The 19,442-nt window shown below is 41.1% G+C and carries 17 protein-coding genes and 1 rRNA gene; 4 read left to right on the forward strand and 14 right to left on the reverse strand.

Going from position 1 to position 19,442, the window contains the following annotated elements; genetic code table 11:
• Positions 1 to 110 (forward strand): 5S ribosomal RNA (rrf, locus tag PSI23_RS12885); the annotation flags it as partial.
• A gap of 63 nt (positions 111 to 173) precedes the next feature.
• Here rrf and PSI23_RS12890 read toward each other — a convergent pair.
• The 4 genes from PSI23_RS12890 to PSI23_RS12905 all read right to left on the reverse strand — a co-directional run bounded on the left by PSI23_RS12890 (position 174) and on the right by PSI23_RS12905 (position 5,661).
• Entirely contained in the window at positions 174 to 524 is a 351-nt protein-coding gene (locus PSI23_RS12890; RefSeq protein ID WP_273555471.1) for a YfiM family lipoprotein, read from the reverse strand.
• A 125-nt stretch (positions 525 to 649) separates the two neighbouring features.
• A complete protein-coding gene (pssA, locus tag PSI23_RS12895; protein WP_273555472.1) occupies positions 650 to 2,008 on the reverse strand; it encodes a CDP-diacylglycerol--serine O-phosphatidyltransferase in 1,359 nt (452 codons plus the stop codon).
• Between the two features lie 213 nt (positions 2,009 to 2,221).
• Positions 2,222 to 4,864: a bifunctional acetate--CoA ligase family protein/GNAT family N-acetyltransferase gene (locus PSI23_RS12900; protein ID WP_273555473.1), complete on the reverse strand. Its 2,643-nt coding sequence runs from the start codon at positions 4,862 to 4,864 to the stop codon at positions 2,222 to 2,224.
• Between the two features lie 125 nt (positions 4,865 to 4,989).
• Entirely contained in the window at positions 4,990 to 5,661 is a 672-nt protein-coding gene (locus tag PSI23_RS12905; protein ID WP_273555474.1) for a tRNA-uridine aminocarboxypropyltransferase, read from the reverse strand.
• 134 nt (positions 5,662 to 5,795) lie between these two features.
• Between PSI23_RS12905 and PSI23_RS12910 the strand changes: the two genes are divergently transcribed.
• Positions 5,796 to 6,833 (forward strand): tRNA/rRNA methyltransferase, encoded by a 1,038-nt coding sequence (locus PSI23_RS12910; protein WP_273555475.1) that lies wholly within the window; start codon positions 5,796 to 5,798, stop codon positions 6,831 to 6,833.
• A gap of 181 nt (positions 6,834 to 7,014) precedes the next feature.
• On the opposite strand, the gene emrB is transcribed toward PSI23_RS12910, so the two are convergent.
• From emrB to proV, 8 genes are all read right to left on the reverse strand, one after another.
• Positions 7,015 to 8,556: a multidrug efflux MFS transporter permease subunit EmrB gene (gene emrB, locus PSI23_RS12915; protein ID WP_273555476.1), complete on the reverse strand. Its 1,542-nt coding sequence runs from the start codon at positions 8,554 to 8,556 to the stop codon at positions 7,015 to 7,017.
• Between the two features lie 9 nt (positions 8,557 to 8,565).
• Positions 8,566 to 9,798, reverse strand: coding sequence for a multidrug efflux MFS transporter periplasmic adaptor subunit EmrA (gene emrA, locus PSI23_RS12920; RefSeq protein ID WP_273555512.1), 1,233 nt, complete (start codon positions 9,796 to 9,798; stop codon positions 8,566 to 8,568).
• Positions 9,799 to 10,087: 289 nt separating this feature from the next.
• Entirely contained in the window at positions 10,088 to 10,603 is a 516-nt protein-coding gene (mprA, locus tag PSI23_RS12925; RefSeq protein WP_092518158.1) for a transcriptional repressor MprA, read from the reverse strand.
• 129 nt (positions 10,604 to 10,732) lie between these two features.
• A complete protein-coding gene (ygaH, locus tag PSI23_RS12930) occupies positions 10,733 to 11,065 on the reverse strand; it encodes an L-valine transporter subunit YgaH (RefSeq protein ID WP_373567328.1) in 333 nt (110 codons plus the stop codon).
• 8 nt (positions 11,066 to 11,073) lie between these two features.
• Positions 11,074 to 11,868 (reverse strand): AzlC family ABC transporter permease, encoded by a 795-nt coding sequence (locus tag PSI23_RS12935; RefSeq protein ID WP_373567325.1) that lies wholly within the window; start codon positions 11,866 to 11,868, stop codon positions 11,074 to 11,076.
• 209 nt (positions 11,869 to 12,077) lie between these two features.
• Entirely contained in the window at positions 12,078 to 13,040 is a 963-nt protein-coding gene (gene proX / locus PSI23_RS12940) for a glycine betaine/L-proline ABC transporter substrate-binding protein ProX (protein ID WP_373567329.1), read from the reverse strand.
• 34 nt (positions 13,041 to 13,074) lie between these two features.
• Positions 13,075 to 14,262, reverse strand: a complete 1,188-nt coding sequence (proW, locus tag PSI23_RS12945) for a glycine betaine/L-proline ABC transporter permease ProW (protein ID WP_273555478.1) — start codon at positions 14,260 to 14,262, stop codon at positions 13,075 to 13,077.
• Positions 14,252 to 15,454 (reverse strand): glycine betaine/L-proline ABC transporter ATP-binding protein ProV, encoded by a 1,203-nt coding sequence (gene proV, locus PSI23_RS12950; RefSeq protein ID WP_273555479.1) that lies wholly within the window; start codon positions 15,452 to 15,454, stop codon positions 14,252 to 14,254. The genes proW and proV overlap by 11 nt, the downstream gene beginning before the upstream one ends.
• 1,517 nt (positions 15,455 to 16,971) lie before the next feature.
• Here proV and PSI23_RS12955 point away from each other — a divergent pair.
• Both PSI23_RS12955 and cspE read left to right on the forward strand, forming a co-directional pair.
• On the forward strand, positions 16,972 to 17,457 hold the full coding sequence (locus tag PSI23_RS12955; protein ID WP_273555480.1) for a methylated-DNA--[protein]-cysteine S-methyltransferase: 486 nt from the start codon (positions 16,972 to 16,974) through the stop codon (positions 17,455 to 17,457).
• A gap of 190 nt (positions 17,458 to 17,647) precedes the next feature.
• Positions 17,648 to 17,857 carry a transcription antiterminator/RNA stability regulator CspE gene (cspE, locus tag PSI23_RS12960; protein WP_092518147.1) on the forward strand — a complete coding sequence of 70 codons (210 nt, stop codon included), beginning with the start codon at positions 17,648 to 17,650 and terminating at the stop codon, positions 17,855 to 17,857.
• A 126-nt stretch (positions 17,858 to 17,983) separates the two neighbouring features.
• On the opposite strand, the gene crcB is transcribed toward cspE, so the two are convergent.
• Both crcB and lipA read right to left on the reverse strand, forming a co-directional pair.
• Positions 17,984 to 18,358, reverse strand: a complete 375-nt coding sequence (gene crcB, locus PSI23_RS12965; protein ID WP_273555481.1) for a fluoride efflux transporter CrcB — start codon at positions 18,356 to 18,358, stop codon at positions 17,984 to 17,986.
• A gap of 15 nt (positions 18,359 to 18,373) precedes the next feature.
• Positions 18,374 to 19,339 (reverse strand): lipoyl synthase, encoded by a 966-nt coding sequence (gene lipA, locus PSI23_RS12970; RefSeq protein ID WP_273555482.1) that lies wholly within the window; start codon positions 19,337 to 19,339, stop codon positions 18,374 to 18,376.
• Positions 19,340 to 19,442: the final 103 nt, after the last annotated feature.

Genomic DNA, 19,442 nt, shown 5'->3' on the forward strand with positions numbered 1-19,442 from the left:
GGCAACAGCGCGGTGGTCCCACCTGACCCCATGCCGAACTCAGCAGTGAAACACCGTAGCGCCGATGGTAGTGTGGGGTCTCCCCATGTGAGAGTAGGACACTGCCAGACAACTAATCAGCCAGAGAAGCCATCCGGGTCCGGATGGCTTTTTTGCGTTTGGGAATTAGAAAATTATTTCATGGACTGGTATAGACTATAACCAGCTGCTGCTGCTATGTCATAAGCAATATCATGCCAACTCCAGCCTGTTCCTAATGGTCGGCTATCATAAAGTTCTTTTGCTACGCCAATACTGATTGATAGTAATACACCAAGTTGTGCACTTTCACGATGTCCCCAATTTTGACGATCACCATAAGCATTTCCTGCGACAGCTACAATTGCAGAAAATAAGAAATGTTGTGCTTTATCTTTTCCTGTCCAGTTATCATTTGATTGACGCAGATTAGAGCAAGAAGTAGTTAATAGAATAGGGAAAATTATTAATATATTTCTTATTAAGATGATGATGTTTTTTTTCATCGTAATTCACGCCATGATTTATTTTCTTAAAATCATAGCTGTTTGATAAATAATATACAAAAAATCCCCTCAGGCAATAGCGAGAGGGGATCAGAAAAACAATAATTATCAAATAATTGTCTATTTTACAGTATCCTATTGATTAGTCGGTCCACTCTAATACGGCGCAAACGTCGTATCAGTTTTCGTACCTTAACCGGATAGAGCTGGATACTTTCCAGTTCCTGATAATCATAAATAATTTTGGTATGAGTACGAATGCAATCTAGCTCCATTGTACGTTGTTCTTTCATTTCTTGATGGGGATCGTGAATAAGAATGGCATTTTCCAGATCCAATCCCCACGCACGAGGATTAAGATTATTACCAGTAATTAATTGCCATTTATTATCAATCCAGATCCCTTTTAAGTGATAAGTATTATCTTGGTCTTTCCATAACCGGATAGTCAATTGTTGGCTATCGATAAATTTTTGCAGTCGACTAGCAAAACGACGCAAATTAATTTCATACAGATAAGGCAATGCACCGATGATCTTAAATGGTTCTTCTGGTGAAATATAAAAATCATTGGCTGTTTTGTCTCCAATGATAATCTCAACTTGTTTTCCTTGACGAAGTAGCCGAGATATTACTCGCACCAGCACTGCCGGTAAATTGAAATAAGGTGTACAGATAACCAACTTATCTTCGGTAGAAGACATGAGATGATAAATGGTTTTGTTCAGTAGATTCTTTTTCCCCAACCCAACAAGAGGAGTTACCGCCAATTCTTCATTTGATGCTTGATTTTCAACGTGATACTCGGAATTTCTCAATGAAGCACGAAATTGACGGATAAAACATTTAATTTCAAGACTACGAGGACGATTGTAGCTGGCCAAATTCTTTACGGCTTCAGCACTAATAATACTGTCATCAATAAATTGCTTCATGACTGAGGCAAGTTTTGCGTTATGCAGTATATGATAACGATCATAACGATATTTTTCATAACGGTGCAGATAGACATCATTAATGCTGGCTCCGCTATAAATAACCGTATCATCAAAGATGAACCCTTTTAGATGTAAAACTCCCAGCGCTTCACGTGTATTCACCGGAACACCCAGAATAGGAATATTAACACCAGGATATCTTTCAGTCATGGAACAGTACCAATCTGCATTTGTTGCCGCAGCTGCTACACCAATCCGACCACGTTGAGCACGATGCCAATCAACCAGAATTTTGATATCCAATTCGGGGTGATTTTTTTTTGCAACATATAGCGCAATCAGAATATCCCATCCGGCATCATCATTTTCTAAATATAATGCAGCGATATAAATATGTTTTTGGGCATTTGCAATGTGCTCTAGTAAGGCGCTGCGAAACACTTTAGTTTGATAAAGAGTCTCAATGTCAGCAACTGACTGCGGTAGCTTAGGCAGTTGTGCAAGGTGTTGTTGGTGTTTTGCTTGCTTAAATATGGACAACATCACAGTGCGTTTTTTCTCTTAGTTTAGATGGAATCAATACCATCATAAGGTGTATGAATAAAAATGAACTGACGATAATACCATTAGTTTCGTTCATTGTGAGTATGAATTAACTCTCCTGAGATGATTGGTTTAATTCTGTGCGATTTATCACTAAGTGAGAATATATTATTATCCGTGATGTTCATCATGAGATATAGGCTGAATTTATTGTTGCTAGAGTTTCAACATAAGATTAACAATGCCATCTTCTAACTGTATATCAATGGTAAATCCAAGTTTTTTCGCCAATTGAATCATGTTACGGTTTTCAGGCATAGTGATGGCTGTTAGTGCCTGAATACCATGTTCTCTTGTGTAGTGAATCAACTTAGTCATAAGCTGATAGCCTAACGTAATTCCCTTGAGATCTGATCGAACTAATATCGCAAATTCTGCTTCGATATTATCAGGATCGGCCATGGCACGAGCGACACCAATAATTTCAGGTGTTGTTTTTGGATGGCGGATCGCCACAAATGCCATTTCTCGGTCGTAGTCAATTTGGGTCATGTTTGCGAGATCATCATGAGTAAACTCGCTGATTTCACTGAAATAACGATAATAAAGATCTTCTTTCGTCACTTGCCGGATAAATTCTTTCAACAAAGGTTCATCTTCCGGCAGGATTGGTCGTAGTAAACACTCAAAATCGTCTTTTATGTAGATAGTTTCTTCCAGCTCATTGGGATAAGGCCGGATAGCAAGTCTTTTGCGAGGATCGCCAGTTACTGGCGTCAATTCCATTGCTACATCCAATAGAGTGAATTCATTGCCTGATGCAAGCAGTGGATGGATATTCATACGAATAATTTGAGGGCAGTCGATCAGAAGGTTGGATACTCTGACCAATAACTGACTTAGGGCGAGAATATCCAGAGGTAAAATTGAGCCACCAGATTTTATTTTGCCACTTTTAATTGCCTGAATAACCAGATAACGGGCTAATGCCATATTAAGGGGAGGAAGGGCGACTGCTGCCTGTGTTTCATGTACCCAATCAATTCCCCCTTCTCCCAGCATGATTAAGGGACCAAATATCTCGTCTTGCTCAATAGAAATTCTCAGCTCTTGTGCACCAGCCCGGTTAGCCATGCTTTGTACTAGTAATCCATGAATTCTGGCTTGTGGAAAGTTTTGTTTGACACGTTCAATAATCGCTTGTGCTGCTGTCTTTACTTCATCGGCATTGCGTAAATAAAGCATTACTCCTTGAACTTCTGATTTATGTGGAATATCTGGTGAGCGGAGTTTTAATGCCACAGGATAGCCAATTTTTTCTGCAATATTGACTGCATCATCACTGGTATGAGCGATCCAAGTCGACAAAGTATTTAAACCGTAAGCATCAATGATAGGTTGTACTTCATGGGTATCCAGCCGGACATGCCCGTTATCAAGGGCATGTTGTATACATTCATGGGCTCGTGCCGTATTTGATGTAATGCCAATTGGTAAGGATGGTGTTTCTTTTAGCTGTTTTTGGTTTCGTTGATACTCCACCATATGCATAAATGCGGTAATAGCTCCTTCAGGTGTCCGATAAGTCGGGATGCCGGCTTCACTGAACAAACGTCGAGCTTCTAATGAAGAATATTCTCCGCACCAATTAGTAAAAATGGTGATCCATTTTCCACGAGGATGTTCTTTAATGGTCTGTATGACCCGAACTGCTGTCGTTTGGCTGTGGGATATGGCACAAGGAGAATGGATTAGCAGCAAGGCATCATAATCGTGGTTATCCAAAAGTAGTTTGAGTGCAGCAATATACTGTTCGGTTGAGGAGTCATCACCAATATCTAATGGATTACGCAAAATAAACATATTGGGTAAGATAGCAGATAATCCATTGAGCGTTTCCTTTCCTAACATAGCGAGTTTGCCAGTTCTCCTGAGTAACTCATCCAGCGCCATTGCTGCTGGTGCTGCACCATTACTGACGATTAATAAACGTTCCCCGCGCAATGGGCGCATAAAACTTAATGTTTCCACTGCGGAAAACATTTCATGCGTATCCTGTACACGTAGTAATCCGGCACGTTGAATAGCTGCGTCATAAGCAGCATCAAAATTTTGTTGTTCTCCCAATAACTGCTGAGCTTTTCGGGTACGGCTGCTTTTTACGACCAGAATAGGTTTATTGCGCGAAGCGCTTCGGGAGGCTGAAAGAAAACGTCGGGCATCGCTGATGTGTTCGAGGTGTAACAAAATGGCACTGGTCTTGCTGTCTCTTGCCAGAAAGTCGAGCAGGTCATCGATATCAATATCAACACTGTCTCCCAAAGCAATAAAATACGAAAAACCAATATTACGATGATTTGCCCAGTCCAGGATTGTGTTTGATATTGCTGCTGATTGCGAAATAAAAGCCAGTTTCCCCTTAAGAATAGGGATGGGTGAAAAACTGGCATTCAGCCCATACCAAGGTGCCAGAATGCCAAGGCTATTTGGTCCCAGAATTCGGATATGATGTTTTTGGCTGCATTGTTTCAATTCAGTAAATTGTGTTGGTGGAGAGGATAAAATAATCACGGTTTTGCATCCGTGTTGAGCCAGTTGTTCCAGCAAAGACAAATTGCGGCTATGATGAGTGCAGATCACCGCTAAATCCGGAGTCAATGGTAATTTATCGATTGAAGGATAAGCTAACACCCCTAAAACGGCAGATTTGTTTGGTGTGACGGGAAGAATAGGTCCCGTAAACCCTCCCATCAGCAAATTCCGCATCAACATTGAGCTGGCTTTTTCTGGCTTTTCAGAAGCACCAATAACGGCGATAGATTTAGGGCGTAATAATGCTTCAAGTCCGCGCTGGCTCATTTTGGGGATTCCTCATCAGTTATCACATCAATAAACAATCACTGTTGATTAAAAATTACCATGATTAACTTTGACCACCATCAGTCACTTTAGCGCGGATTGTCAAGCACTACTGTGATTTGTTCCTACAGATGATTAGATTTTCCTGCCAGATATTGTTCACGAAAATGATTGAAATGGCCCAATAATGATTGTGATGCATTAACATCCCCTGCCAATTCTAATGCCGCAGCTGCGACTTCGGCGGTACAATGCTGCTCTGTTCTGGAAGGCACCCGAAGCAAATAGTCCATTTTGGCAAGGCCATTAATGGATAACAGCGGAATATCATCCAAATATGGGCTTTTGCGAAACATTTTTCTTGCTTCGGGCCAAGTACCATCCAATATAATGAACAGAGGTGATTTCTGGTTATCAGGGATTTTCTGATACACCGTTCGAGGAGGCGTGGCATAACTGTCCGGGAAGATCAGATAGGGTTGTCGGATTGGATCGCGCAACACTTCAAGCAGTTGTTGATCTGGCTCGGTTCTGGACCAGAGAAAAGCGTGTGTATCGGGCAGAATATCTGCAATCAACTTTCCGGTATTACTGGGTTTCATTGGCTCAGTATCAAACATGATGAGACAGAAGCGGCTTGCCGCATTTGCTGGTGAAATCATTTCACACAGGCATTTTTTTTGGGGTAATAAACAATGCAGGCAACGCTGCACCCGGCAACCCCTTGCCTGAAAAGGGCGGGTAGAACGGGCAAGGCGATGTTGGCGAAGCTGATAAACGGCGTTGTTATTTCTCATTTAAGAACTCAAACATGTCTGTGGATAAAGCCAATAAAAAATTAGCGGATATTTTAATGGATTGTCGTTGCCAGAGGTAGCTTCGGGCGCGTACATCGGGTAATCTTCGCGCCATAACGTAGTTGGAGAAATAAATGAACGATTCCTATAGTGGTAAGAGCGGCAAAGTCAAAGTAATGTATGTCCGCAATGAGGACAATAACGATAGCCGTAAAGGCGGTGATCGTCGTAAAAACAGTGACAACCGTAAAAATGATAAACGTCCGTTTGGTAAAGGGCGTGAGCAAGATGACCGTCGTCGTGACTATGATCGTCCGGCACGTTCAGGCGATAGTTCTCCGTGGAAAACGATCTCTCGCCCTGAGGGCGAATCTTTAAAGCTAGAGCATAGTGGTATCAGTGGCAAAAGTCATATTGATCCTGAACAGCTCCGCCGCCAGCGTTTGGAAGAAACCCGTATCTATGGGGAAAATGCTTGTCAGGCAATGTACCAGAACCGCCCTGATGCGATTGTTCGGGCTTGGTTTGTTCAATCAGTCACCCCGCGTTTTCGCAATGCACTGAAATGGATGGCGGCAAATCGCAAAGCTTATCATGTGGTTGACGATGAAGAATTATCTAAGGCATCAGGCACAGAGCACCATGGTGGCGTATGTTTCCTGATTAAGAAACGTAATGGCTTGGATGCGGAAACTTATTTGCAGCAGACCCCAGCGAAAGATTGTGTGTTGGCATTGGAAAACGTAGGCAATCCACATAATCTTGGTGCAATTATGCGTAGTTGTGCGCATTTTGGCGTGCAGGGTGTGATTTTGCAGGATACGTCGATGCTGGAATCAGGCGCGGCTGTTCGTACAGCAGAGGGTGGAGCTGAACACATCAAAGGTATTGATGCAGATGGATTTACGGCTACGCTGAGTAAATTCCGCAATGAAGGTTACACCATTGTGACTACATCAAGTCATAAAGGTAGCACAACACTGGCACAAGCAACATTACCGGAAAAAATGGTCTTGGTATTGGGTCAGGAAAGTGACGGGTTAAGTGACAGTACTTGGGAAGATGGCGACATCCGCCTTTCCATCGGTGGAACTGGTCGCGTGGAGAGCCTGAACGTTTCTGTTGCAACAGGTATTATGCTGGCGGAATGGTGGCGCCAGAATAAAGTGTGATTTTTATATAGATCAGTTCTCAAGTTGCTATTTAGTTAAAAATGAGTGATTTGAAAACAGAAAGAGATAGTTTAATCTCCATTATTAATTGGCCCTGACTATTTAGTCAGCGGTCTGTAACGGGAGTAAGTACTCCCGTTAAAACCAGTATATTTAATGAAATAAATTTAATTTCATAAGCTTAATGCGCTCCTCCCTGATCTTTGCCACCGGCAGAAAAAGGTGGTTTTGCCATCCAGATCAATAAGATCAAGACAAGGAATGCTCCTGCTGAAAGCCAAAAGATTTCATTGGCTGAGATAATTAACCCTTGATGTGTGATCTCTTTTGCCAGATAAGCTGAAATTTGTTCATCATTCATACCCAGTTGAGAGAGCTGCTGATGAATTTGCTGATAATTGGGGTTATATGGGTTGATGTTTTCTACAAAATTGGCATGGTGCATGGATTCACGCTGTGTCCATATTGTAGTTGTGAGAGATGTTCCGATTGAACCCGACAGTATGCGGGTAAAATTTGACAAGCTGGAAGCCGAGGCCATTCGCTCTGGTGCTAGCCCTGATAATGTAATGGTTGTCAGTGGCATAAAGAAACATGCCATGGCAAGACCCTGAACAAATTGAGGCCATGCAACGGCGGCAAAATCCATGCCGGGCTCAAAGGTATATGCTCGCCAATAGAAACAAATAGCATAAGTGACGAAACTGAATGTCACAATATAGCGCATATCTATCTTGTGGCCAAATTTACCAATGACGGGGGACAGCAATAGTGGCAGCAATCCTACAGGTGCGGCTGCAAAGCCAGCCCAAGTTGCGGTATAGCCGAAAACTTCTTGCAGCAGTTGTGGCAGTAAAACAATCGAACCAAAGTACATCATGAAACCAAGGCTAATACTCAGTGTACCAATGGAAAAATTGCGTTGTTTAAATAGAGATAGATCGATTATCGGATGATCATCAGTTAGTTCCCATATAATCAGGAAAATGGGTGCGGCAATCGCAATAATAGTAAGAACAATAATCTCCGTGGAGTGAAACCAATCAAGTTCTTTGCCTTGGTCAAGCATAACTTGCAGGCTGCCTATACCAATCACCAGTAAAAACAGTCCAGTAATATCGATAGGGCGTATTTCTGTTTTTGTTTCTCGGCCGCGCAATAACTGCATGATGACAAAGATAATTGCGATACCAAGGGGAATATTGATGAAAAAAATCCATCCCCAATGATAGTTGTCACTGATATAGCCGCCAAGGATAGGACCACAAATGGGAGCAACCACGATCATTACCGACCACAACGCCAATGCCATGTTTCGTTTAGCTATTGGATAATTATTTAGTAGCAAACTTTGGCAAAGAGGAAGTACGGGGCCAGCAGCCAATCCTTGAATAATACGGAAGAAAATCAACATGCTGAGGCTGTTGGAAAGACCACACAGCCAAGATGAAAGAGTAAAAATCGCGGTAGACCAGATGAACAATCTCACTTCACCAAAGCGCTTCGCTAGCCAACCGGTAATTGGAATGGAAATAGCGTTTGCGACACCGAAGGAGGTAATCACCCATGTTCCCTGTGAGCTCGATGCACCTAGATTACCAGCAATCGTCGGTATGGCGACGTTGGCAATGGTAGAGTCGAGAACAAGCATGAAAGTCGCCATTGAAAGAGTAATGGTCAGAAGAGCGAGTTTCGCACCTGTAAACGGTTCTCTTGTTACCATGCTTCCCCCTTAAGGTTGATTTCCTGAATTACTGTTAATAATGTCAGTAACTATTTTATTTACAGGAGCCATATCGATCGTCAAGGCATTGGTGTGGTAGGCAGGGAGAGTGCGTTCAGTTGTTGCCAGTACTGTTCCATTGGTGTTCACAGTGTCTACAGTAACTTTTGTGGATAACCCAATCCGCAGGGGATGCTGTTTTAATTGTTCAGGATCAAGCTCAATACGGACTGGCAGGCGTTGTACTACCTTAATCCAGTTTCCGCTGGCATTTTGCGCTGGTAATATGGAAAAGGCGCTACCGGTTCCCATATCGATTCCGACAACCTTGCCAGTATAGATAACTTCATCACCATAGAAATCGCTGATGATTTTAGCGGGCTGACCAATACGCATATTTGCAAGCTGAGTTTCTTTGAAATTAGCGTCAATCCACATATTATTGGCAGGTACGATCGCCATTAATGGTGTTCCTGAATTGATACGGGAGCCTATCTGAACACCACGGCGAGCAACATAACCATCAACAGGGCTGACAATGTTGGTTCTCTGTAAAGTGAGCCATGCATCACGAACACCTGAAGCTGCTTTTTCGATGGCTGGCTGTTTTTCCAGAGGGGTATCCAGAATAATAGCTTGATTACTTTTATATTGGGCTATTGCGATATCCAGATCGGCTTGAGCAGCAGCAACGTTTTCACGCATATGTTGCAACTCTTCTTTACCGATTAAATCTCGAGTTCCCAGTACTTCCCTTCGGTTAAGGTCATTCTGGGCTTTTCTGAGAGCAATTTTTTTCAGCTCAATGATAGCTTGGTATCTTTTACTATCGACCATATGCTGGTGAGTAGCCCGGACAGTATTGGCTAATTCATTTTCGGCTCGTTTCAAGGCCAATTCGGCGTCACGGGGATCGAGCTGGACGATGGGCTGACCACTTTTCACAAAATCAGTATCATCAACATTAACAGTCACGACGCTGCCTGCAATTTGCGACATCACTTGTACTTTATTGCCAGAGACATAAGCATTTTCGGTCTCTTGTTGATAACGTAAAGTGATAAACCAGTAAACGGTATAACTGGCGCCAAGTAAAAGGAAGAGTAACGTCAATAACGTAATGATGCTGCGGCGTTTTCGTTTTTTAGCGCTACTTTTTTTAGCACTGTTTTTTTGAGCACCATGTTTTTCAGCGCTATGTTTTTCAGGATCTGGTTTTTCAGTATCATTTTTTTCGCTCATAGGAAGCGGCCCTGCGCTCGACGGAAGTGGTGTTTTCTCACTAACACTCATAGGGAGTCCCCGTATTTGTTCATAACTGATTATTGCTTGTATAGTTTTGCTGGATACAACACGCTTCCAGTAGTGCGTGTTTACACTACTGGAAGGGTGAACGGTATGGATTGAAATATTATCTGAAGATAATAGCAGCCATATGGAGTATCAGATGATACAGGCTTGTAGAAAAGTTTTTTAGGTCATGTTGCTATAACATGCTTTCTTGGTTCAAAACTGTTTAGAAGAAGGGAAATCACTTACTTAAACAATCCCCAATATTATCTAATTGCCCCAAAATTTTTCTCATCAATTTCTCTAATTGCTCTTTCTCATTTAAATCAAGAATAGACCAAAGTTTGATCAGGCATTCATGCTGAGGTGGGAGCAAACTATTCAAGAAATTTGAACCTTTATCTGTAAGATGAAGATGGAGACAACGACGATCGTTATGACTCTCCTTTCTCTCTATCCAACCTTGCTTTTCTAATTCATCTGCAATTCGGGTTGCATTTGTACGGGAAGAGCCTAATGCAGCGCTAAGTTCTGATGGCTGAATGCTACGACTGTCTTTGGTATCCAGAATCATCAGAGCCATAAACAAGGTTTCATTGATTCCTTGTGCTTTCAGCATGTTATTGCGATTTTCCAGAAGTTTACTCTGGACATGCATAGATAAGCGAGTGAGTAAAATCTCTTGATAGGGTAAACTCTTTTGCTGTGCTACACGGCAATTAAGTAACTCTTCTGTGGGAGTGAATGAACTTTCCATTGTTTAGATACCTTATTAGTTTCAACCGGTAAAGTAACTTCTGTTAAAAACCATACAAATACTATATTAAAAGTTAAATTTAGCAATTATAGTTATTTGTTATCATCATAATTCTTTTAATATTGATACCTAATTCATAAATACCTTGAATATTACACCAAAAACCACGGCACCAGATAGTGTAGAGATGATGATGCTTCGTGTTTTATAGAAAAAAAGGCAAATGGTTAGGCATCCAATTAAAGTCGGAAAAAATTTGTTGTGCTCTTCCATTACGTTAGGAATGCTTGAGACGATGAGGAGTGAGCAAATTGATGCAATACCAATGCTATCGAGTATGACTCCCATTTTCCCTGTTGTTCCTGTAGATGAGCGGTTACCTCCTAGGCGCAGAGGAAGATAGCGGAATAAAAAGTTGGCTACGCCTACAACAATTCCAATGAAAAATATTTTATTATCAATCATATAATTTACTTTCCATGTGTTGTGCTTGTATTCAACTGTGCATTTTTAGTTTGCAGAAGTGCTGCTACACATCCACTGATAATTCCCGCAAGAATGGCGACGGGTATTGAAAAAAATGTAATGCCCATTAAAGCGCCTAATAAGGCAGCGGTAACACAGTAGCTATTTTGTCTTTTGAATGAAGCTAATAAAAAACTCAAAAACAGAGCTGGAAGCATAAATGCCATGGCAGCTTCAACCGCGGGATAAGAATTCAGATAACCATTGCCTAATATGGCGCCTGCTACGGTACCCAATACCCAAGAGAGCCAGGAGCATATTGCAATAGCGACCATCCAGTTTTCACTCCAACTCCGTTGGTTTTCAATCAGTTTAGTTGTAGCTGCGGCAAAAACTTCATCTGTCAGGCCAAAGGCCCAAATCACGGTTTTCTTTTCCGATAGTGTTTGCTTGATGCGATGACGTAAGGCAGGGCCATACAAAATATGGCGGATATCCATTGCCATTACGGTCAGAGCCGAAATCCACAATGACATTCCTGCGCTCAGTAAGGCAGTAATAACAAACTGGCTGGCTCCAGCATAAATGACACATGAAAAAAAGATGGCTTCTATGGGAGTAAATCCCAGTTTAATAGCGCTTAAGCCAAATGCAAAAGAGATAGGAATATAGCCAATGGCGATAGGGAGACTATCAAAGATACCTTCTTTAAATGAAGAAACCTTGTGTGGTTGAGCCGTCTCGGATTCTGATGCATCAGATATTGGCATATCAGGTGCAGATTTATCAGGCATTGGCATGGAGTATTTTGTTTTTTTGTTAATAGATAAAACAACCTTAACAAAATATTATGAAAGTGAAAATATGAAATATATAAATTATTTAAATAATTCCATTGGGAACAAAGAATTTAGCGGTGATATGAAGAACATGTGCTAAATAGCCATGAATTTTATTAATATTTTCATGGCTATTTAGCACAGAGTGGGGGCTAAGGTCAATTTACATTTTAATTCGCAGATTTTCTTGCTGCTTTTAGCCAATGATCTACTGTTTTATGGTGTGACTTGATCCAGCCTTCAGCTTGGCGTTCAATATCAGCTTCAGAAATTTTATTGCTATGCATATATTGGTTTTGAGCATTGATATCAGCAATGGGTAGAGTCATAACAGCAAAAAGTTTTGCCGCAGCAGGATTTTTATCTGCCCATGCTTTGTTTGCCACGATATGCATGGTACTGGGAGGGAAACCATAGTTACGACCATTGGGCAACTGGGTATCGATTGTTTCTCCATCACCAAGGGCGGAAAAGGGCACTTGAAGCCAGACGACATCTTTTCCGGGTTTCAGTACATCGCTAACCCAGTAAGGTGTCCAAGTATAATAGAGGATAGGTTTACCTTCCCGATAACGGGCAATAGTATCAGCCATCATGGCAGCATAATTGCCCTGATTATGTTCCACAGTATTTTTCAATCCATAAGCCTTCAATTGACTATTGATTGCTTTTTCGCATCCCCACCCAGGGTTACAGCCTGTTAAATCAGCTTTTCCATCTCCATTGCTATCAAACAGTTTGGCCAGTTTAGGATCTTTTAATTGAGCGATATTGGTAATGTGGTATTTTTCTGCCGTTTTTTTATCAATCAGATATCCCTGAACCGCATTCACGACATAATTTCCCTTGCGGTAGAATATGTTATCCCCCCCTGCCGCTTTGTATGAGGCATCATGGAGCGGCACCCAATTGACGGCCATAAATGTGCCGTCACCGGCAGCAATGGAAGCATAAGCGACGTTATAATCAACTTCCTTGATCGGTTTGACATCATAGCCGAGTTCTTTTAATGCCTTGCAGACAATCAAAGTCTGAAACGTTTCTTCGCTGATGGTACTTTGCAAAGGTTGTACACTGATTCCTTTGCCCGGAAGTTCAGTTGCAGATACCGCAGATGATAAAGAAAAGCCCATGAATGCTATTAGGAGTGCTCCAAAAATTATCCCCTTATTCATGAGTTTTTTGCGTAAGGCGGTTATGCGCATGATTATTTCCTCCTTTTTTTGTCGGATCGGATATCGTTTTTAGAGGATTGTTTTGATTGGTACTATTTTGATTTTGATGGGCAGCTTTTTTTCTGATTGGGAGAGTTGAGAGAAAAAGTAGGCGAAGTAACCCTATTGGCCCAGAATGATACCAGTAGCCTCCTTTGGTTCGATTATTTTTTCCCAGAGATTGGGTCAGGCGATCAAGGATAATGGCAAGCATAACAATTCCTGTACCGCCAACGGATGCTAACCCTATATCAAGACGACCAATACCGCGCAATACCATCTGCCCCAAGCCGCCAACCGCAATCATGGAAGCAATGACGACCATGGAAAGCGCTAGCATTAATGTCTGATTCACACCAGCCATAATCGTAGGCATCGCCAACGGAAGTTGAACCTTGAACAACATCTGTCGTGGACTTGCCCCAAATGATCTGGCGGCCTCAATTAAATCTGATGGAACTTGTTTTATTCCTAAAATTGTCAGACGAATAATGGGAGGCAAAGCAAAAATGATTGTGACCATGACACCGGGTACATTACCTATACCAAACAGCATGACGATAGGAATGAGATAAACAAAAGCGGGAGTGGTTTGCATAGCATCCAGCAAGGGACGAACAATTTTGGCTAGCCGTTCATTGCGGGCCAACCAGATCCCGAGAGGAAGTCCGATTATAATGCAGAACAGTAGGGCGGTAAGCACGAGAGCCATTGTGATCATAGCTTCTGACCATGCGCCAATTGCACCGATCATGATCAATGAAATTAAGGAAACCGCTCCTATCCCAGCACCAGCAAGTTGCCAGGCCAGCAATGCGAAAAACAGAATGGTGATGGGAGGGGGCAATGTCATCAGGAATTGTTCAAAGCCGCTGAGGATCAAATCTACAGGGACACGAATTACCTGAAAAACTGGCCGGAAATGTACGACAACCCAATCAACGATATTGGTCACCCATGAATCAAACGGAATTAGCTTGTGCTGAAAAGGTGACATAATATTAAAGTGTTCTGGAGGAATATCGGTTGCAGATGTATTCAGCCAATCATAGTTTGATGAGGGAGAAGCGGTAGCGCTGTCTATCCAAGGATCACTGCCGATAGTAGGATCCGTGACTGCTTGTGGAGAGTTATTGTTCATTGGGTGTCTCCTTATCTAAAGCCTGTAGCAATATTCCTTTGGAAATGATGCCTAAATAACGACCATCGTCATCTATGACAGGAACTGCGCAGGGAGATTGTGCGACGGTGGATATCAATTCATTCAGAGGAATATCTGCTGAAACGGCGGCTGGTTCTTCCAATATGGCATGTTCAATGGACTTTTTTTCTGTCAATGCTTGTTGCAGAGAATTGACAGATACCACGCCAATAAACTTTTGGCCTCTTTCGATCAAATAGCCATAATTTCTGTCCTCATTATCCAGTACTTTCAATGCAGAGCGGGGGCCAAAACCTGCTGCGGTATGCAGCAGTACTTCTGGCCGACGGCGGGCAATATCTTTTGCTGAGAAGACATGGCTGATATTCACGCCACGGAAGAAAGTTTTGACATAATCATTAGCGGGATTATTCAAAATCTCATCAGGTGTACCGACCTGAACGACAATGCCGCCTTGCATGATGGCAATGCGATCGCCGATACGCATTGCTTCATCCAAGTCATGGGAAATAAAAACAACGGTACGTTGGTGCTCTCCTTGTAGACGCAGTAGTTCATCTTGCATTTCAGTACGTATTAGAGGATCGAGGGCTGAAAAGGCCTCATCCATTAACAGAATATCGGGATTGTTGGCCAAAGCTCTGGCTAGCCCAATACGTTGCTGCATACCACCGGAAAGTTCATCGGGGTATGATAGGGCATAACTTTCCAGATTAACTTGTTTCAGCGTTTCAAATGCTTTTTGATGGCGCTCTTCTTTTGGGACGCCTGCGAGCTCCATGCCAAACGCCGTATTCTCGAGAATATTCAAATGTGGCATCAGCGCAAATGACTGGAACACCATGCTGATTTTGCTGCGGCGAACTTCCCGTAACTGGGGCTCTGTGATGGTGGAAATATCCTCGTTATCGATAAGTACCTGACCTTTGGTAGGTTCTATCAGGCGATTGAGAAGACGTACTAGTGTGGATTTACCTGAACCAGATAACCCCATGATCACAAATATTTCGCCTTCTTCAATGACCAGATTGGTATTTTGAACACCGACGGTGAGACCCGTTTTTTCGAATATTTGCTCTTTGCTGAGACCGGATGCTAATAGCCTGAATGCAGGTTCAGGATTATCGCCAAATATTTTATAAAGATTCTTAACTTCAAGTTTTATGGACATGGAATAAATATTTCCTGTTGTTTATGATGATATATTGTTTTCGATCGCTCCAACACTATTTTACCAACATATACCCTAACATATTGAAATGTACTGACAACACATTATTTGGAATTATTAATAAAAATGATATTTATCCAATTGCATTTGATGGTGTAATAGATTCATTTATTTGGATTATTTCCCAATTTTTTAGAAAACAAAAAACTATCACCATGAATTATTTTAATTTATTTTCAGGAGTGATATTGCATTGGTTTTTATCTATTTTTTAGGATTTATTGCCTGATTTTCAGATAGGATTTAGTTCATTAATAAATTCATTTATTAATGAACTAAAGTAAAATATTTGATAGGTTAACAGTTTGAATTATCATTGCAATATGTTTATAGAGTGGCTGGGTATGATCATATGTGTAATATTTTAAATGGTGTTTTTGTGGCATATAAATATTGATATAACAATGGAATATGTTTTTTATATTTATTTTTTGTTCTGATTCATTTAATGGGAGCGCTAAATTGAATTTCAAAGATTAATATTTATTTCTGAGTCTTGATTTTTTATTGCCAAGTTGTCAGTAGATTTTTATATTAAACAGTATGTTAATGCATATGGTTATGAGTTTATAAGGATTGCTAAAATAGCAAATTCATTGTAAGTCCTGAGTTATTTTTTTTCAATATTTCACTGTATACCAAATAGGCTGAAAATTGCAGCAATCAACAAAAATTACAGCAGTTATCCATAATTACACAATTAAATGATTGTGTAAGTGAGTATGCACCCTTCGTCTTTTGTCTTTTATCTTCTAAGTTTCTATTCTGCCGGTAGGGTTTTTCATTTTTGCCACTGCTCTCCAAGTTGAAATCTTTTAGATCTGTTTCGTAATTCCACAGTTTGAAAGATAAAAAATGCTTACTGTTCAGGAACAGAACATGAGGGCATTTCTATGTATGTGCCTTGCAGAAAAGCCTGAGCCATAATTAAGGTATGATTTTCATCACAGTTTGTAGTGAACGCTTTTAATGATTGGATATAACTGGCTTTTTTGCTCCATTAGATTAATGAGTTCCGGTGTAGTGTATCTCTTTCGGGAGATTTCCCCTCCTGATTATTGTTCTGTAACTTGAAATCTACTGGGTATATACCACAGTGTTTGCCATAAATGATAACACTTCTAGTAAAATTTCTTAGTGTTATATATTATTAATAGTAATAAAAACTAACATTCGTATATTATATTGAGATAATTCATTTTTGAAATAAATACTATATGTGGCGATAAAAATATGGATTTTATCTATATATGGTGTTTTTATCTTTTTTAAATAGGTGACATTAAAAATAAAGTGTCATAACTTATTGGCAGAGCCATAATTTTAATTGTCAGAGGGCGCGATGGTTTCTTTATCAAATTGTCAGATGTGTAACCGAATTCATCATTGCAAATTGATGAACGAGAGATTTAGGCTAGTACAGAAATTTTCAATAATAAATTAAATGGAGGTAGTTTATGTATCATCATTACCTGAATACTCCAGAAGGATTTCCCAAGCCTTATGTACATATCAGTGCGGACGATGAAGGAGTAACCAGCATCTATTTCGTCAACGAAAAGGAAAAATTAGAATCTAAAAGTGTTATTACTAAGCAGTGTGCAAAAGAATTACAGGAGTATTTCAAAGGAAAGCGGCTAACTTTTACAGTTCCTTTAAGTATGCAGGGAACTGAATTCCAAAAGCGCGTCTGGCAGCAGCTTTGTAACATCCCTTATGGCGAAATGTGGAGCTATAAACAATTGGCACTAACGTTGGGATCGGTAAATTATTGTCGTGCGGTCGGTATGGCGAATTCACGCAATCCTATTTCATTGATTGTGCCTTGTCATCGAGTTATCGGGCATGATGGTAAATTGGTTGGCTATACCGGTGGGCTAGATATCAAAGGATGGCTACTAGAGCATGAAAAGAACAGAAAATCGAAAAGTAAACAGAGTTGAAATAAAACGCTAATTTATTTGTGAAATCACCATTAGCGTATAAAATCAATCCATGTAATTAAACGAAAAGTACGTTTTTTTTACATTCTGTTATATATTTCGTGATCTATGTTGCAGACAGTGGACTATATTATTTGGTGTACTGTACGTGACGCTAAGTTTGTGTCTTTTTTATTGAAGGTAAGTTTTGATGTCAAAAGTTAAAGGTAACGTTAAGTGGTTTAATGAATCCAAAGGATTCGGTTTTATTACTCCACAGGATGGTAGCAAAGATGTTTTTGTGCATTTTTCCGCCATTCAGTCTAACGGATTCAAAACTCTGGCCGAAGGCCAACAAGTAGAGTTTGATATTGCTGAGGGCGAGAAAGGCCCGTCTGCTGCGAACGTTGTCGCAATCTAATTTCGAATCCCGTATTCTGAAAACCCGTTTTGATAACGGGTTTTTTTTATCTTATTAGTTTTTAGAAATTTCAGTTTTTAGATAAGTAATATTTTGACCACAGTAGATTTGTTTTGCTCTGCATTATCAAAGTTTGTTCATCACTGCAAAAGCAAATGTTGTCATCAATAATGAACCGATTACATTCATCAAAATACTCAGCAGTGCCCAACCCATTTTTCCTACCTGCAATAGATAAACTACTTCAGCAGAAAAGGTAGAAAAAGTTGTTAGCCCACCGCAAAAACCTGTAGTTAACATCAGCTTCCAAACCGGATCGAGATGCGTTGCTTTGTTAAAATAGGCCAAACACAATCCAATGATAAATGCACCAATACAATTAGCCGTCAGCGTACCAACGGCAATTGGGGAAGAGGGGGTGTTCAGGCGGAGGCTGATGAGCCAGCGTAACACGCTACCCAAGCCACCACCGATAAATACAGCAAACACAATATTCATCATGATGGTGGCAATAGATTATTTGACTTCCATGCCTTTAGCTTGCAAGTCAGCATGGTAAGAAGAGCGAACAAACGGGCCACAGGCAGCATGAGTAAAGCCCATTTCTAACGCGGCTTCTTTCATTTCTTCAAATTCAGCAGGGCTGACATAACGTTGCACTGGCAGATGATGGCGGCTTGGTTGTAAATATTGCCCTAAGGTCAGCATGGTGACACCATGGCTACGCAAATCTCGCATGACCTCTAAAATTTCTTCGTTAGTTTCACCCAACCCTACCATTAAGCCCGATTTAGTCGGGATATCTGGATGTGCTTCTTTGAATTTTTCCAGTAATTTCAATGACCAATTGTAGTTTGCTCCCGGACGAATTTGACGATAAATCCGTGGCACGTTTTCTAAATTGTGGTTGAACACATCGGGAGGAGTTGCGGTTAGAATTTCCAGTGCATGATCCATACGACCGCGGAAATCCGGTACCAAAGTTTCGATCTTAATTGATGGATTTTTTTCACGAATAGCGGCGATACAGTCAGCAAAATGCTGGGCACCACCATCACGCAAGTCGTCACGGTCAACAGATGTAATAACGACATAACGCAGCCCCATATCCTGAATAGTCTGCGCGAGCTTGGTCGGCTCATTCGCATCAGGTGCATTCGGGCGGCCATGGGCTACGTCACAGAATGGGCAGCGACGGGTACAAATGGCGCCAAGGATCATAAAAGTGGCGGTTCCGTGATTAAAACACTCAGCAAGGTTAGGGCAGGAGGCTTCTTCACAGACAGAATGCAATCCATTTTTGCGCATTGCAGCCTTGATACCCTGAATGCGGCTGGAATCCGCAGGAAGTTTGATTTTCATCCACTCAGGTTTACGCAAGAGTGCTTCACGTTCTGTGGCGACTGTCTTCACAGGGATCAAAGCCATCTTGTCTGCGTCGCGGTATTTGACACCACGTTCCATCTGAATTGGTTTACTCATAATCGTGCTGGTTCCAGTTATATTCTTCAGATTTTGACTTACTGCCTGATGGTTATAAGAAAAACATCAAGGCAAATAAATCAATTCAAATTTTTTTGAAAAA

It is taken from the genome of Xenorhabdus yunnanensis, from assembly GCF_028598805.1.
Taxonomy (GTDB): domain Bacteria; phylum Pseudomonadota; class Gammaproteobacteria; order Enterobacterales; family Enterobacteriaceae; genus Xenorhabdus; species Xenorhabdus yunnanensis.